Genomic DNA, 14,456 nt, shown 5'->3' with positions numbered 1-14,456 from the left:
GTTGAATCAGCCGCCGCGCGCGCCAACCGGATTCATAATGGTCTGGACGCGTTCCGGTTCAATCTTATACATCCCCCCATAGAACGGGTCGACGACCAGCCAGCCCGGGAAGCCGAGCAGCGGGATATTTCCCAGCAGATACCACAGGTTGGCGCTCTCTTTCAGCGGCAGTGTCTGCGGCACATAGCCCTGGCGCTCCAGCATAACCAGGTACTTCTTCTTGCCAAAGTAGTTACCGTTGGACTTCATCAGTGTCACGGTTTTCGGCGTATAGCCTTCGGCAACCGCCTTACCGGTTTCGTCCTGCACGACAAACTTCACCCCCGGAGGCTGCGTCTGTAAGGTGACGTCCTGCGTTTCGCTACCGACAATCGTGGCGCAGCCACTTAACATCCACGCTGCTGCCAGCGCTGCAATCAGCCGTTTCATCATTTATCCTGCCTGAATCCATCATGCTAAGAGTCTACGCGCCACCTTCGGCAAACTAGCGGGCTAATAGCGCAGCTAATTGGGGGTTTATTCAGCCATTGATGCCCGGGACGGGGCGCGGTTCCGGCAGGCGCTTGCGGCGTCGCTGCGTCAGCCAGTGTACCGCATAGCACAGCGCCACAAACGGCAGGCCGCACCACAGCGCGATACGCTGGTCGGGGTCAAATGCCAGCCCGATACACGCCAGCAGGCACAGGCTGAAGCCCAGCAGAGGCGTCAGCGGGAACCAGGGCGCGCGGTACTTCAGCTCGCTTTCGCGGTGCCCTTCCTGCAGCCACGCGCGTCGAAAACGGTAGTGTGAGGCACAAATACTCATCCACACCGCCACCACGGCAAACCCGGATATGGCCGACAGCGCAACGAACACCGTATCCGCAGCCACCACGCTGGAAAGCAGCGCCAGCAGCCCGCCCAGCATACTGACAGAGAGCGCCACCAGCGGAATACCGCGCCGTGTCAGGCGGGAAAAGCAGGCAGGCAGCGTCTGCTGATTCGCCAGCGACCACAGCATGCGGCCAGAGGCATAGAGTCCGGAGTTGGCGGCAGAGAGGATCGCCGTCAGGATCACAAAGTTAATCACATCAGCCGCGTACGGCAGGCCGATCTTTTCGAAAACCATCACAAAGGGGCTTTTCACAATCCCGGCCTGATCCATCGGGATCAGACTGGCGAGGATCAGTACCGTCCCCACAAAGAAAATAATCAGACGCACCACCGTGGTACGGATCGCCAGCGGCAGGACTTTATGCGGCTCTTCCGTCTCACCAGCCGCAATGCCGATCAGCTCCGTGCCGGAGAAAGCAAAGTTGACCGCCACCATGGTCATCAGGATCGGCAGCACGCCGTGCGGGAACCAGCCCGACGCAGTGAGATGATGGAAAAACGGTGCCGGGGTGCCGTCCCGCAACGGAATAAAGCCGAACATTGCCGCCCCACCCAGCATCAGAAACGCCAGGATGGTGATCACTTTGACGACAGAGAACCAGAACTCGGCTTCTGCAAAGAAGCGCGAGGAGATGATATTCAGCAAAAATATCAACACACAGAACAGCAGACACCACAGCCAGACCGGAGAATGGGGGAACCAGTACTGCATGCAGAAACCGGCGGCGGTCAGGCTGGAGCCCAGTGCCACCGTCCACGTCAGCCAGTACAGCCAGGCAACGGTGTAGCCCGTGGCCGGGCTGAGGTAGCGCGTCGCATAGACGTGGAAAGCACCGGTTTCAGGCATCGCCACGGAAAGCTCCCCCAGGCTGAGCATCACCAGCCAGACCACCAGCGCTCCGATCAGATAGGCCAGCAGCGTGCCAGCGGCACCTGTTGTGGAGATGATATAACCGGTATTAAAAAAGAGTCCGGTGCCAATCACGCCACCGAGAGAAAGCATCACCAGATGGCGTGCTTTCATACTGCGTTTGAACTGCCTGGGGGCCTGCTGTTGCTGTTGCATGATGCTGTCAATCCGTAGGGACGCCTTTATGGCCAGTTGCCCGCGTTATACCGATTCAGCCCGGTGAATGCAACGCGTTGAAAAATTAGCCAAACATCCTTTCCAGATAGCGTTCCAGCGCCATGCGCGAACTGAAACCGTGGGGGATCCCGTAATGATCGTTGTTTTCTCCCGCCAGATACATCGGGAAGCGCACATAGTGATCGCAGGTTTTCACATCCGAGGATGCTGCGGTAATCGCCTGACTTCGCTCTTTCAGCGTGGGGTGGATCACCAGCGCAGTTCGACCCAGACGCGCTTCACGGTTGACATAAACATAGTCGTCTCCGCGGCGGTAGCCGTAGGTTTTTGCGGTGACCGCATCCATTTCAAATCCCGCTTTTTCCAGTACGCGAGCTACCTCATCAGGTCGTAAATACATGCTTGCTCCTCTCAGTCTGCTAACCCCGCAACCTTACAACAGGCGGCGCAGTCAGGGCTTTCGGATTAGTCCATAAACGCCACGGACAGCATGGCGTTTTGTGAGCCTGTTCTATACTTAATAGTACTATTTCAGACTGAGGGAGCAAAAAATGTTCAACCGGACACCAAAAAATGACGAAATCGACCTGAATCAGGATGTTTCTCTGCTGGCCGACAGCCTGGACGATCTGTTGAAGTCCTGGGGCAGCAAATCAAAAGAAGAAGCAGACCATGCACGGTTACGGGCCGAATCCCTGCTGAAAGAAACCCGGGCTAAACTTCACGGCCGGAACCGCGTCACCCAGGCAGCCAGAGATGCTGGCGGTCACGTGGATGACTATGTGCGCGAAAAACCCTGGCACGGGGTGGGCATCGGCGCCGCGCTGGGTATTATTGTCGGCGCGCTGATTGCGACCAGCACGGCCGGCAGATAGTACAAAAAACAGGCATTATCAGAAAGCCCGTGGCGAAATCCGCGGGCTTTTTTTTGGCATAAATTTTTTTAAACCGGTTGACGCCTTGTGGCGCAAGGCTTGTGTGTGAGCTGAGTAAATAAATACGAAAAACCTATATGTTGTGTGGTTGCATTCTTAACGCACTATATCTAGTATTCAAACCATCAGAACCACACAACATGGTGTGGCAGTGGCGGCGCTCACCGGGCAGTCTATCAGCGCCAGAAACGTGGTATAACCGGCCCATAAGGTGAATACGAATCATGCGCATTATTATTTACACTAAAGATAACTGTGTCCAGTGCAATGCAACGAAAAATGCCATGGATAAAAAAGGCATTGATTATCAACTGATCAATCTGGACAACGAACCGGCACACGTTGAGACGCTGAAATCTCTCGGCTATCGCCAGGTTCCCGTGGTGATGGCCGAGCAGGATCACTGGAGTGGCTTTCGCCCGGACAAAATTATGGCGCTGAGCCATCAGGTCGCAGCACAGGGGTAACGTCATGACCACGCTGGTGTACTTTTCCAGCCTGTCTGAGAATACCCATCGTTTCATCACCCGTCTGAACCTGCCCGCTGTGCGCATCCCCGTGGACTGTGCGCAGCGTCTGCAGGTTGATCAGCCCTATATTCTGGTGGTGCCCAGCTATGGAGGGGGAACGGCACAGGGTGCCGTCCCCAGACAGGTTATCCAGTTTTTAAACGATACCCATAATCGTCAGTTGATCCGCGGCGTCATCGCCGCCGGCAACCGCAATTTTGGCGAGGCTTACTGCCTGGCTGGCGACATTATCGCGCGTAAATGTCAGGTGCCTTACCTCTATCGCTTCGAGCTGATGGGGACCTCTGACGATCTCGCTAACGTCTACAAGGGAGTAACCCAATTTTGGCAGCAACAGACAGCACACTCATAGAGGCCACGGCGACAGTACCGGATTATCATGCGCTTAACGCGATGCTGAATCTTTACGATGCCGACGGTCATATTCAGTTTGAAAAAGACCGTGAGGCCACGCGCCAGTATTTTATCCAGCACGTGATCCCTAACAGCGTTCAGTTCAACTCCATTGCTGAACGTCTGCAATACATGGTGTCTGAAGGCTATTACGAAGCTGACGTCCTGAATGCCTACCCGTTTGAGTTTGTCTGTTCGCTGTTCCAACAGGCTTATGAACGACGCTTCCGCTTCCAGACGTTCCTGGGTGCCTGGAAATTTTACACCAGCTATACGCTGAAAACTTTCGACGGTAAACGCTATCTGGAAGGCTTCACTGAACGTGTCTGTATGGTCGCCCTGACACTGGCAAAAGGGGACCAGGCACTGGCACTTGCGTTGACCGATGAGATCCTCGCCGGTCGTTTCCAGCCGGCCACCCCCACCTTCCTCAACTGCGGTAAACAGCAGCGCGGTGAGCTGGTTTCGTGCTTCCTGCTGCGCATTGAAGACAATATGGAGTCGATTGGCCGCGCGGTGAATTCGGCGCTGCAACTGTCCAAACGTGGCGGCGGCGTGGCGTTCCTGCTTTCCAACCTGCGGGAGTCGGGCGCGCCGATCAAGCGCATTGAAAATCAGTCTTCTGGCGTTATCCCGGTGATGAAGATGCTGGAAGATGCCTTCTCTTACGCTAACCAACTTGGCGCACGTCAGGGGGCTGGAGCGGTCTATCTGAATGCACACCACCCGGATATTTTGCGATTCCTCGATACCAAACGCGAAAACGCCGACGAAAAAATTCGTATCAAGACGCTCTCTCTTGGCGTGGTGATCCCCGATGTGACGTTCCAGCTGGCTAAAGACAATCAGCCGATGGCGCTGTTCTCACCGTATGATGTCGAGCGCCTTTATGGCCTGCCGTTTGCCGATATCAGCATCAGCGAGAAGTATGAGGAGATGCTGGCCGATGAGCGTATCCGCCGCACCTTTATTAACCCACGCGAGTTCTTCCAGACGCTGGCCGAAATTCAGTTTGAGTCCGGCTACCCGTACATCATGTTTGAAGATACCGTGAATCGCGCCAATCCGATTCACGGCCGCATTAATATGAGCAACCTGTGTTCTGAGATCCTGCAAGTGAACACCCCGACCGAATACCACGACGATCTCAGCTATAAGCGTATCGGCAAGGATATCTCCTGCAATCTGGGTTCACTGAATATTGCCCATGCAATGGATTCGGCGGACTTCGCCCACACCATTGAGATTGCGGTGCGCGGCCTGACGGCGGTGTCTGACCAGAGCCACATCCACTCGGTGCCGTCTATCGAACAGGGTAATGCGCAGTCGCACGCTATCGGCCTGGGGCAGATGAATCTGCACGGCTACCTGGCGCGTGAACGTATTCAGTACGGGTCCGAAGAAGGGCTGGACTTCACCAACATCTATTTCTACACAGTGACCTACCACGCCCTGCGCACTTCAAACCTGCTGGCTCGCGAACGTGGCACCCGCTTCAGCGGCTTTGAAAATTCACGCTATGCCACTGGCGAATATTTTAACCAGTATGTTGAGCAGCACTGGCAGCCGCGCACGCCGAAGGTTGCCGCACTGTTCGCCAGCGCCGGGATTGCGGTGCCGACACAGTCAGAGTGGCAGGCACTGAAAGACGCCGTGATGCAGCACGGGTTGTACAACCAGAATTTACAGGCGATACCGCCAACGGGGTCGATCTCCTATATCAACCACGCCACTTCGAGTATTCATCCGATTGTGTCGCGCATCGAGATCCGTAAAGAAGGCAAAACCGGCCGCGTCTATTACCCGGCACCGTTTATGAATAATGATAATCAGGCGTTCTATCGGGATGCGTACGATATTGGCCCGGAAGCGATCATCGACACTTACGCCGAAGCCACCCGCCATGTTGATCAGGGGCTTTCCCTGACGCTGTTCTTCCGCGATACCGCCACCACGCGCGATATCAATAAAGCGCAGATCTACGCCTGGAAGAAAGGCATCAAAACGCTGTACTACATTCGTCTGCGCCAGATGGCGCTGCAGGGCACGGAAGTGGAAGGCTGCGTATCCTGCTCGCTGTAGTCCCCTTTTCTATCACGGGCTGGCATTGCCGGCCCGCAAATAAGACACCCCTATGAAATTAAAAAAAGTTCACGCCATTAACTGGAACAAAATCGAAGACGACAAAGATCTGGAGGTCTGGAACCGCCTGACCAGCAACTTCTGGCTGCCGGAAAAAGTGCCGCTTTCCAACGACATACCGGCGTGGAACTCACTGACTCACGATGAGCAGCAGCTGACGATTCGCGTGTTCACCGGCCTGACCCTGCTGGATACCATTCAGAACACCCTCGGCGCACCGGCGCTGATGGCGGATGCGCTGACACCGCACGAAGAAGCCGTCATGTCGAATATCAGCTTTATGGAGGCGGTTCATGCCCGCTCCTACAGTTCCATCTTCTCCACGCTCTGCCACACCAGCGATGTGGATGCGGCCTACGCCTGGAGCGAAGAAAATGCCCCTTTGCAACGTAAGGCGGAGATTATTCTTCAGCACTATTATGAGAACGATCCCCTAAAGAAAAAGATTGCCAGCGTCTTCCTTGAATCCTTCCTGTTTTATTCCGGGTTCTATCTGCCCATGTACTGGTCAAGTCGGGGCAAGCTGACCAACACGGCCGATCTCATTCGTCTGATTATCAAAGATGAAGCCGTGCATGGGTATTATATTGGCTACAAATATCAGAAAGCCCTGGAGACGCAAAGCCCGGCCCGGAAAGAGGAGCTGCAACAGTTTGCCGTTGAGCTGCTGCTGGCGCTGTATGAGAATGAACTGGCGTATACCGATGATCTGTACCAGGGCGTGGGCTGGCAGGAGGATGTCAAAAAATTCCTGCATTACAACGCGAATAAGGCGCTGATGAATCTCGGCTATGAGGCGCTCTTCCCGGCTGAGATGACCGATGTTAATCCCGCTATCCTCTCTGCGCTGTCACCCAACGCCGATGAGAACCACGATTTCTTCTCTGGCTCCGGTTCCTCGTATGTGATGGGGAAAGCCGTTGACACCGAGGACGCAGACTGGGACTTTTAATCTTTTCAACGATGGCTGCCAATGGCAGCCCTCTTTCTTTGATTACCGCTTTAATTAATTATTAGTTTTCAGCCTCTCACTTCTTTTTAGATGACATAAATATGGCAGTTTCCTGACGATATTTCACCGTTACTCCCCCGTCCGCAGCAGGCTAATTTGGCGATACAGGGGATGATTCTTAGCGAGATATTCATTTTTTTCAGACTCCCCTCATTGGCTCTCATCCCTTATCTGCTCTGGCATTAGCCGGGACTGGCATCTCATCCATCATATTCACTCGGGCTATTTAGGGTTGTCTCAGATTCTCAGTATGCTACGGTATAGGCCGTTAATATTTAACTACACAGAAGAGTAAAATAGATAAAACTAACCAATCACCAGGAAATTAATTAATGCATGGCTATTAAACTTGAAGTTAAGAATTTATATAAAGTTTTTGGGGAAAACCCCGAGCGCGCATTTAAGTACATCGAAAAAGGGATCAGCAAAGAAGCACTTCTGGAAAAAACCGGACTCTCTCTTGGCGTGAAAGACGCCAGTCTGGCCATTGAAGAAGGCGAGATTTTTGTCATCATGGGGTTATCCGGTTCCGGAAAATCCACTATGGTTCGCCTTCTCAATCGTCTGATTGAACCCACCCGCGGTCAGGTCATTATTGACGGTGAGGATATTGCCAAAATATCCGACAGCGCATTACGACAGGTCCGAAGAAATAAGATCAGCATGGTATTTCAGTCCTTCGCATTAATGCCGCACATGACGGTATTAAATAATGCGGCCTTTGGTATGGAATTAGCCGGAATCCCTCTGCAGGAGCGACAGGAAAAAGCCCTGGATGCGCTGCGTCAGGTCGGTCTGGATAATTATGCTCATGCCTATCCTGATGAACTCTCCGGTGGGATGCGTCAGCGCGTCGGATTAGCCCGCGCGCTGGCCATTAATCCCGATATATTATTAATGGATGAGGCTTTCTCCGCGCTCGATCCGTTAATCCGTACCGAAATGCAGGATGAACTGGTGAAATTGCAGTCCCGCCACCAGCGCACCATCGTCTTTATTTCCCATGATCTTGATGAAGCCATGCGTATCGGTGATCGCATTGCCATTATGCAGGGCGGAGAGGTGATCCAGGTCGGTACGCCGGATGAAATCCTCAATAACCCGGCCAACGATTACGTGCGAACCTTCTTCCGTGGCGTGGATATCAGCCACGTCTTCAGTGCGAAAGATATTGCCCGCCGTAGCGCAGCCGCATTGATCCGTAAGGCCCCCGGCTTTGGCCCACGTTCGGCTATCAAGCTGCTGCAGGATAACGACCGCGAATACGGTTATGTGCTGGAAAAACAGCGCTTCGTCGGCACGGTTTCCATCGACTCACTGAAAGCCGCCCTGGCCGCCGGTGAAGGCCTGGATCATGCGCTGCTGGAAAGTCCGGCCGCCATGCCCGCCGAAACCTCATTAAGCGATCTGCTCTCTCATGTAGCGCAGGCGCCCTGTGCGGTACCGATTGTCGGTGAAGAAGGTCAGTACGTCGGCATTATTTCCAAAGGTATGTTGTTGCAGGCATTAGACCGTGATGGAGGCCAGCCATGAGTGAACAAACCAGTAACCCGTGGGATACCAGCACCACACAAAACGCCGCACCGGCAGAGAACGGACAGGCCGCAGCCAGCAGCAGCGATCCCTGGGGTAATCCCACAGATGCCACCACCACCAGCCAGCCTGCTCACGATGCGGCGGCCAGTGGCGGTGGTGATGCCTGGGGTGCCGCCCCGGCCGGCGGCCATGATGCCGCCGCTGGCAGTGACTGGCTGAACAGTGCTCCCGCTCCCCAGGCAGAGCATTTTAACCTCCTCGATCCCTTTCACAAAACGCTGATCCCGCTCGACAGTTGGGTGACCACGGCCATCGATTGGGTGGTGACGCACTTCCGTCCGCTGTTCCAGGGCATTCGTCTGCCGGTGGACTATATCCTCAGCGCCTTCCAGAATCTGCTGCTGGGTATGCCTGCGCCGGTGGCGATTATCGTGTTTGCACTGATCGCCTGGCAGCTTTCCAGCTTCGGCATGGGGGTGGCCACTCTGGTGTCTCTGGTGGCCATTGGCGCGATAGGGGCCTGGTCACAGGCCATGGTGACGCTGGCGCTGGTGCTGACCGCCCTGCTGTTCTGCATCATTATTGGTCTGCCGATGGGGATCTGGCTGGCCCGAAGTCAGAGGGCAGCCAAAATTATCCGCCCCCTGCTGGATGCCATGCAGACAACACCCGCCTTCGTTTATCTGGTACCTATCGTCATGCTGTTCGGTATCGGTAACGTCCCGGGCGTGGTGGTGACGATTATCTTTGCCCTGCCGCCGATTGTCCGCCTGACTATCCTCGGGATTAAACAGGTCCCTGCTGACCTGATCGAAGCCGCAGAATCTTTTGGTGCCAGCCCGCGCCAGATGCTGTTCAAAGTGCAGCTTCCACTGGCGATGCCGACCATTATGGCCGGGGTCAATCAGACGCTGATGCTGGCGCTGTCGATGGTGGTTATCGCCTCGATGATCGCCGTTGGCGGTCTGGGTCAGATGGTGCTGCGCGGCATCGGCCGCCTGGATATGGGCCTGGCTACTGTGGGGGGTGTCGGCATTGTCATTCTGGCCATTATTCTTGACCGCCTGACGCAGTCGCTGGGACGCGACAGCCGAAGCCGTGGCAACCGTCGCTGGTACGCCAGCGGCCCTCTGGGTCTGCTCACCCGCCCATTCTGTAAAACTGAATAATAAGAAGGTACTTATGACTATGAGAAAAATGACACTGCTGGCCGCCGCGTTCACTACGCTGGCCGCTGCTCAGGTTTCCGCCGCCGATCTGCCGGGTAAAGGCATTACGGTGAAGCCAGTACAAAGCACCATTACAGAAGAAACTTTCCAGACACTGCTGGTCAGCCGCGCGCTGGAAAAACTGGGATATACCGTCGAGGCACCCAGCGAAGTTGACTACAACGTGGGTTACACCTCCCTGGCGTCGGGTGATGCCACCTTCACCGCGGTGAACTGGCAGCCACTGCATGATGATATGTACAAAGCCTCCGGCGGCGATGCCAAACTCTATCGTCAGGGGACGTATGTGCAGGGCGCCGCACAGGGTTATCTGATCGATAAAAAAACCGCTGAGAAATACCACATCACCAATATTGAGCAATTGAAAGATCCCAAGCTGGCGAAGCTCTTTGATACCAATAGTGACGGTAAAGCAGACCTGACAGGCTGTACCCCAGGCTGGGGCTGTGAAGCCGTGATTAACCACCAGATTAATGCCTTCGATTTGAGCAAAAGCGTAGAGCACAATCAGGGGAATTACTCCGCGATGATTGCAGATACCATTACCCGCTTCAAAGAAGGTAAGCCAGTGCTCTACTATACCTGGACGCCTTACTGGGTGAGTGATGTGATGGTGCCGGGACGCGACGTGGTCTGGCTGCAGGTGCCGTTCTCGTCGATGCCTGGCGAGCAGAAAGACGTGGATACCAAGCTGCCAAACGGCGCTAATTATGGCTTCCCGGTCAACACCATGCACATTGTCGCCAATAAAGCCTGGGCGGAGAAAAATCCGGCGGCGGCCAAGCTGTTCTCTGAAATGAAGCTGCCGATCACGGACATCAATGCCCAGAACTCACGTATGCATCAGGGTCAGTCTTCCGAAGCGGATATCAATGCTCACGTTGACGGCTGGATCAAAGCGCACCAGGCACAGTTTGACGGCTGGGTGAAAGACGCGCTGGCGGCGGGTCAGTAATTCCCCGCCCGGGGCAGCCGTTACCACGGTGGCCCCCGCTGTTTTCGTCGCGCTAAGACGCGTGCAGGGTCGGCCTTCTTTTCTGGTCGGCCCTTTTCTTATCAGGCAGCACAGCGTAGCCCGGTGCTGAACTGGTTTGTCCTGTCAATAATCATGTGAGTGAAATAGTTATTTGGGTTATTATTAGCCAATAAGACAATTCTCACACTCATATGGGTTGTTATGAAATCCCCCCATCCTGGTCTGAACCCTGCCCTCGTCGCCCTGATGTCAATCGCCACCGGTCTCTCCGTGGCCTGTAACTATTATGTTCAGCCCCTGCTGGCGACCATTGCACACACCTTTTCGCTGTCATTTCATCAGGCCGGGTTTATCGTCACCACGGCACAGCTGGGCTATGCGGCCGGGCTACTTCTGCTGGTTCCGCTGGGCGATATGCTGGAGCGGCGGGGGCTGATCGTATCAATGAGCCTGCTGGCTGCGGGCGGTATGGTCATTATCGCGCTTTCGTCATCGCTGCCATTACTGCTGCTGGGCACCGTGCTGACCGGATTATTCTCCGTCGTGGCACAGATCCTTGTCCCGCTGGCCGCCACGCTTGCGGCTCCGGAGAAGCGCGGCAAAGTGGTGGGGACGGTCATGAGCGGCCTGCTGCTGGGGATCCTGCTGGCACGTACCGTGGCGGGTGGCCTGGCACAGCTTGGCGGCTGGCGGACGGTGTACTGGGTCGCCAGCGTGATGATGGTGCTGATGGCCCTTGCTCTCTGGCGCTGGCTGCCACGTTTAAAACAGTCGGTGCCGCTAAATTATGGTCAGTTGCTGGGGTCTGTCTTCAGCCTCTATGCCCGGCACCCTGTTCTGCGCACGAGGGCCATTACCGGCAGCCTGATCTTTGCTAACTTCAGCGTACTCTGGACCTCTATGGCGTTTTTACTGTCATCGCCAGAGTGGAACTATTCAGAGGGCGAAATCGGCCTGCTCGGTCTGGTTGGTGCTGCCGGGGCACTCGCGGCCCGCCAGGCCGGGGCGCTGGCTGATAAAGGAAAGGCCCGTCTGACGACCAGCATCGGGCTGCTTATTCTGCTGGCGTCATGGGGAATGACCGCGCTCGGGGCCCACTCTCTGGTGGCGCTGATTATCGGGATTATCCTACTCGACCTCGCCGTACAGGGGGTGCATATTACTAATCAAAGCGTCATTTACCGTCATATGCCGGAAGCGCGTAACCGTCTGACCTCCGGTTATATGACCAGTTACTTTATTGGTGGCGCGTTGGGCTCACTGCTCTCTGCCTCAGCCTATCAGGCAGCAGGCTGGTATGGCGTCTGTGCCGCCGGTTATCTGTTAACCGTCGTTAATCTATTCAGCTGGTGGCGAAGTCAGCATCATGAGGCCAGGGCGCATTGATTTTTCGCATTAAAAATGAAGTTTTTTCAGCGACAGTCGCCTGTTAAGACATTTCGTACTCTGGTAAGGTTAGGCGCAATTTATTCAGGTTGGTTATGTTTTCAGATGAAATTATACAGTAACAGCAGAGTCGCACCCGCTCATGGTTGAGCATAACAATCTGGCCTGTCTCCGCTGGCATCAAAGTCCGCCTGCCACCCAGCCTGACGTTACCGGCTGCCTGAGCAGGGTCAATGCCAGCCCGTCCGGTTTGAACCCGTCCGAAGCCCTGTCTGCTTCAGGCCTCTTTTCTCTTCGAATTGACGCACAGCCCGTGTTGACGGTGCTGTTGAGCGCGCTGGGTTATGGAATGATCCGGAAACTACTAATGATGGCTACAGCATCGTGAAAAATTCACCGGCTGTAAGAAGTGCTTTCACTTTAATAGTCATTACCGTTATTATACCAGTTGCAACTAGTGAGGTTCCTTTATAATGGAAAGTTCGTTTTCGCCCATTGAACAGATGCTGAATTTTCGTGCTAATCGCCAGAAGGATTTCCCTTTACAGGAGATCATGCTGACCCGCCTTTGTATGCATATGCAAAGTAAGTTGCTGGATAACCGCAATAAAATGCTGAAGGCGCAGGGGATTAACGAAACGCTGTTTATGGCACTGATCACGCTGGATGCGCAGGAAAATCACAGCATTCAGCCATCAGAACTGAGCGCCGCCCTGGGATCCTCGCGAACGAATGCGACGCGTATAGCCGATGAGCTGGAAAAACGTGGCTGGATTGAACGCCGTGAGAGCGATAACGACCGCCGCTGTCTGCATTTACATTTAACCCCTAAAGGGCATGAATTTCTGCGCCAGCTTCTCCCCCCTCAGCATCAGTGTCTGCAGCTGTTGTGGTCTGCGCTGAGTAGCTCAGAAAAATCACAGCTGGAAGGTATCACCCGTAAGCTTCTGACTCGCCTCGATAAAATGGACGAAGAAGAGGTCGTTGCGTCTCTTTCCAGATAGTTGTTCCACTAATAGCATATTGTGCGACACACCGTTAACTGGAAATCGCTACTTTAAGCCCCTGGAAATACATTCATGCCAGCGCTAATAACGCTGGCATTTTAGACTCGGGCGTCCGCCATTCAGGGAGGACAGCGGGCCCGTTGGCAAGAAGATCAGGAGAAAGTCATGAGTGAAAGCGCGGTAACACAAGACCCGCAGCAGCCAAAAAACAAGAAAAAGACGCGCAAAAAAGCTCTGATTTTTCTGGCTATCGTGTTCGTTATTATTGGTGTGGGCTGGGCGGCTTACTGGTTCCTGGTTTTACGCCACTTTCAGGAAACGGATGATGCTTACGTTGCCGGAAACCAGGCGCAGGTCATGGCTCAGGTCGCCGGGAGTGTGAATAAAGTCTGGTTCGACGATACGGACTTCGTGAAAAAAGGCGACGTACTGGTCACGCTGGATCGCACCGATGCCGAACAGGCGTTTGAAAAAGCGCAGACGGCCCTGGCCACCAGCGTACGTCAGACGCACCAGCTGATTATTAACGGTAAACAGTATCAGGCAACTATCGCGCTGCAAAAGACGGCACTTGAACAGGCGCAGGCAGATTTGCGCCGTCGCGAACCGCTGGGCGCGTCAAACCTGATTGGTAGAGAAGATCTGCAACATGCCCGTGATGCGGTGGCTACTGCCAAAGCACAGCTTGATGTGGCAACTCAGCAGTACAATGCCAACCAGGCGATGATTCTGGATACCTCGCTGGAAAACCAGCCCGCCGTGAAACAGAATGCCGCCGCTCTGCGTGATGCCTGGCTGGCATTACAGCGCACCGAGGTCATCAGTCCGATCGATGGCTACGTCTCACGCCGCAGCGTTCAGGTTGGCTCACAGATTGGCACCACTACGCCGCTGCTGGCGATCGTGCCGGCAACGAATCTCTGGGTGGATGCCAACTTCAAAGAGACTCAGCTGGCTGGCGTGCGTATTGGTCAGCCGGCTACCGTAGTCAGTGATATCTACGGGGATGATGTGGTGTACCACGGCAAAGTCGTCGGCCTTGATATGGGTACGGGCAGCGTCTTCTCTCTGCTACCGGCGCAAAATGCCACCGGGAACTGGATCAAAGTCGTTCAGCGCCTGCCGGTGCGTATTGAGCTCGACCCGCAGGAAGTGGCAAAACACCCGCTGCGCATCGGCCTGTCGACGCTGGTAAAAGTGGATACCAGCAACAGCGAAGGGGCCGTGCTGGCCACCAGCGTGCGCAGCAAACCAGCCTATGAGAGTGATGCACTGGCCCGGGATCTGACACCAGCGAACCAGCTGATTGCCGAAATCATCCGTGCCAATGCCGGTTAACACGGCGGGAGA

Annotated in this window: 14 protein-coding genes; 11 read left to right on the top strand and 3 right to left on the bottom strand. The window is 54.9% G+C overall.

Going from position 1 to position 14,456, the window contains the following annotated elements; genetic code table 11:
• Positions 1-6 precede the first annotated feature (6 nt).
• From K6L24_RS04950 to K6L24_RS04940, 3 genes are all read right to left on the bottom strand, one after another.
• On the bottom strand, positions 7-429 hold the full coding sequence (locus K6L24_RS04950; protein WP_062744568.1) for a hypothetical protein: 423 nt from the start codon (positions 427-429) through the stop codon (positions 7-9).
• A gap of 91 nt (positions 430-520) precedes the next feature.
• The gene (mmuP, locus tag K6L24_RS04945) at positions 521-1,939 is read right to left on the bottom strand and encodes an S-methylmethionine permease (protein ID WP_062744567.1); all 1,419 of its coding nucleotides are present in this window, start codon (positions 1,937-1,939) and stop codon (positions 521-523) included.
• 85 nt (positions 1,940-2,024) lie between these two features.
• The gene (locus tag K6L24_RS04940; protein WP_062744566.1) at positions 2,025-2,360 is read right to left on the bottom strand and encodes a DUF2002 family protein; all 336 of its coding nucleotides are present in this window, start codon (positions 2,358-2,360) and stop codon (positions 2,025-2,027) included.
• A gap of 151 nt (positions 2,361-2,511) precedes the next feature.
• Between K6L24_RS04940 and K6L24_RS04935 the strand changes: the two genes are divergently transcribed.
• The 11 genes from K6L24_RS04935 to emrA all read left to right on the top strand — a co-directional run bounded on the left by K6L24_RS04935 (position 2,512) and on the right by emrA (position 14,444).
• Entirely contained in the window at positions 2,512-2,835 is a 324-nt protein-coding gene (locus K6L24_RS04935) for a DUF883 family protein (protein WP_062744565.1), read from the top strand.
• A 284-nt stretch (positions 2,836-3,119) separates the two neighbouring features.
• A complete protein-coding gene (gene nrdH, locus K6L24_RS04930; RefSeq protein WP_062744564.1) occupies positions 3,120-3,362 on the top strand; it encodes a glutaredoxin-like protein NrdH in 243 nt (80 codons plus the stop codon).
• A gap of 4 nt (positions 3,363-3,366) precedes the next feature.
• A complete protein-coding gene (nrdI, locus tag K6L24_RS04925) occupies positions 3,367-3,777 on the top strand; it encodes a class Ib ribonucleoside-diphosphate reductase assembly flavoprotein NrdI (RefSeq protein ID WP_118663394.1) in 411 nt (136 codons plus the stop codon).
• Positions 3,750-5,900 carry a class 1b ribonucleoside-diphosphate reductase subunit alpha gene (gene nrdE, locus K6L24_RS04920; protein ID WP_222682002.1) on the top strand — a complete coding sequence of 717 codons (2,151 nt, stop codon included), beginning with the start codon at positions 3,750-3,752 and terminating at the stop codon, positions 5,898-5,900. The genes nrdI and nrdE overlap by 28 nt, the downstream gene beginning before the upstream one ends.
• Positions 5,901-5,952: 52 nt before the next feature.
• Positions 5,953-6,912, top strand: coding sequence for a class 1b ribonucleoside-diphosphate reductase subunit beta (nrdF, locus tag K6L24_RS04915; RefSeq protein ID WP_062744561.1), 960 nt, complete (start codon positions 5,953-5,955; stop codon positions 6,910-6,912).
• 396 nt (positions 6,913-7,308) lie between these two features.
• On the top strand, positions 7,309-8,505 hold the full coding sequence (gene proV, locus K6L24_RS04910) for a glycine betaine/L-proline ABC transporter ATP-binding protein ProV (protein WP_062744560.1): 1,197 nt from the start codon (positions 7,309-7,311) through the stop codon (positions 8,503-8,505).
• A complete protein-coding gene (gene proW / locus K6L24_RS04905; RefSeq protein WP_222682001.1) occupies positions 8,502-9,677 on the top strand; it encodes a glycine betaine/L-proline ABC transporter permease ProW in 1,176 nt (391 codons plus the stop codon). Before proV ends, proW begins: the two co-directional genes overlap by 4 nt.
• Positions 9,678-9,696: 19 nt before the next feature.
• Positions 9,697-10,692 (top strand): glycine betaine/L-proline ABC transporter substrate-binding protein ProX, encoded by a 996-nt coding sequence (gene proX / locus K6L24_RS04900; RefSeq protein WP_222682295.1) that lies wholly within the window; start codon positions 9,697-9,699, stop codon positions 10,690-10,692.
• 222 nt (positions 10,693-10,914) lie between these two features.
• Complete coding sequence (locus K6L24_RS04895; protein ID WP_222682000.1) at positions 10,915-12,099, top strand: MFS transporter; 1,185 nt, start codon at positions 10,915-10,917, stop codon at positions 12,097-12,099.
• Between the two features lie 473 nt (positions 12,100-12,572).
• Positions 12,573-13,103 carry a transcriptional repressor MprA gene (gene mprA, locus K6L24_RS04890; RefSeq protein WP_062744555.1) on the top strand — a complete coding sequence of 177 codons (531 nt, stop codon included), beginning with the start codon at positions 12,573-12,575 and terminating at the stop codon, positions 13,101-13,103.
• Between the two features lie 168 nt (positions 13,104-13,271).
• Entirely contained in the window at positions 13,272-14,444 is a 1,173-nt protein-coding gene (gene emrA / locus K6L24_RS04885; protein WP_062744554.1) for a multidrug efflux MFS transporter periplasmic adaptor subunit EmrA, read from the top strand.
• Positions 14,445-14,456: the final 12 nt, after the last annotated feature.

It is taken from the genome of Erwinia persicina, assembly GCF_019844095.1.
GTDB lineage: Bacteria > Pseudomonadota > Gammaproteobacteria > Enterobacterales > Enterobacteriaceae > Erwinia > Erwinia persicina.
This window is presented reverse-complemented; position numbering and strand designations above follow the sequence as displayed.

Excerpts from the sequence above, each read along its gene's own strand:
- K6L24_RS04950 (WP_062744568.1), bottom strand. The coding sequence starts at position 429 with ATGAAACGGCTGATTGCAGCGCTGGCAGCAGCGTGGATGTTAAGTGGC.
- mmuP (WP_062744567.1), bottom strand. The coding sequence starts at position 1,939 with ATGCAACAGCAACAGCAGGCCCCCAGGCAGTTCAAACGCAGTATGAAA.
- K6L24_RS04940 (WP_062744566.1), bottom strand. The coding sequence starts at position 2,360 with ATGTATTTACGACCTGATGAGGTAGCTCGCGTACTGGAAAAAGCGGGA.
- K6L24_RS04935 (WP_062744565.1), top strand. The coding sequence starts at position 2,512 with ATGTTCAACCGGACACCAAAAAATGACGAAATCGACCTGAATCAGGAT.
- nrdH (WP_062744564.1), top strand. The coding sequence starts at position 3,120 with ATGCGCATTATTATTTACACTAAAGATAACTGTGTCCAGTGCAATGCA.
- nrdI (WP_118663394.1), top strand. The coding sequence starts at position 3,367 with ATGACCACGCTGGTGTACTTTTCCAGCCTGTCTGAGAATACCCATCGT.
- nrdF (WP_062744561.1), top strand. The coding sequence starts at position 5,953 with ATGAAATTAAAAAAAGTTCACGCCATTAACTGGAACAAAATCGAAGAC.
- proV (WP_062744560.1), top strand. The coding sequence starts at position 7,309 with ATGGCTATTAAACTTGAAGTTAAGAATTTATATAAAGTTTTTGGGGAA.
- proW (WP_222682001.1), top strand. The coding sequence starts at position 8,502 with ATGAGTGAACAAACCAGTAACCCGTGGGATACCAGCACCACACAAAAC.
- proX (WP_222682295.1), top strand. The coding sequence starts at position 9,697 with ATGAGAAAAATGACACTGCTGGCCGCCGCGTTCACTACGCTGGCCGCT.
- K6L24_RS04895 (WP_222682000.1), top strand. The coding sequence starts at position 10,915 with ATGAAATCCCCCCATCCTGGTCTGAACCCTGCCCTCGTCGCCCTGATG.
- mprA (WP_062744555.1), top strand. The coding sequence starts at position 12,573 with ATGGAAAGTTCGTTTTCGCCCATTGAACAGATGCTGAATTTTCGTGCT.
- emrA (WP_062744554.1), top strand. The coding sequence starts at position 13,272 with ATGAGTGAAAGCGCGGTAACACAAGACCCGCAGCAGCCAAAAAACAAG.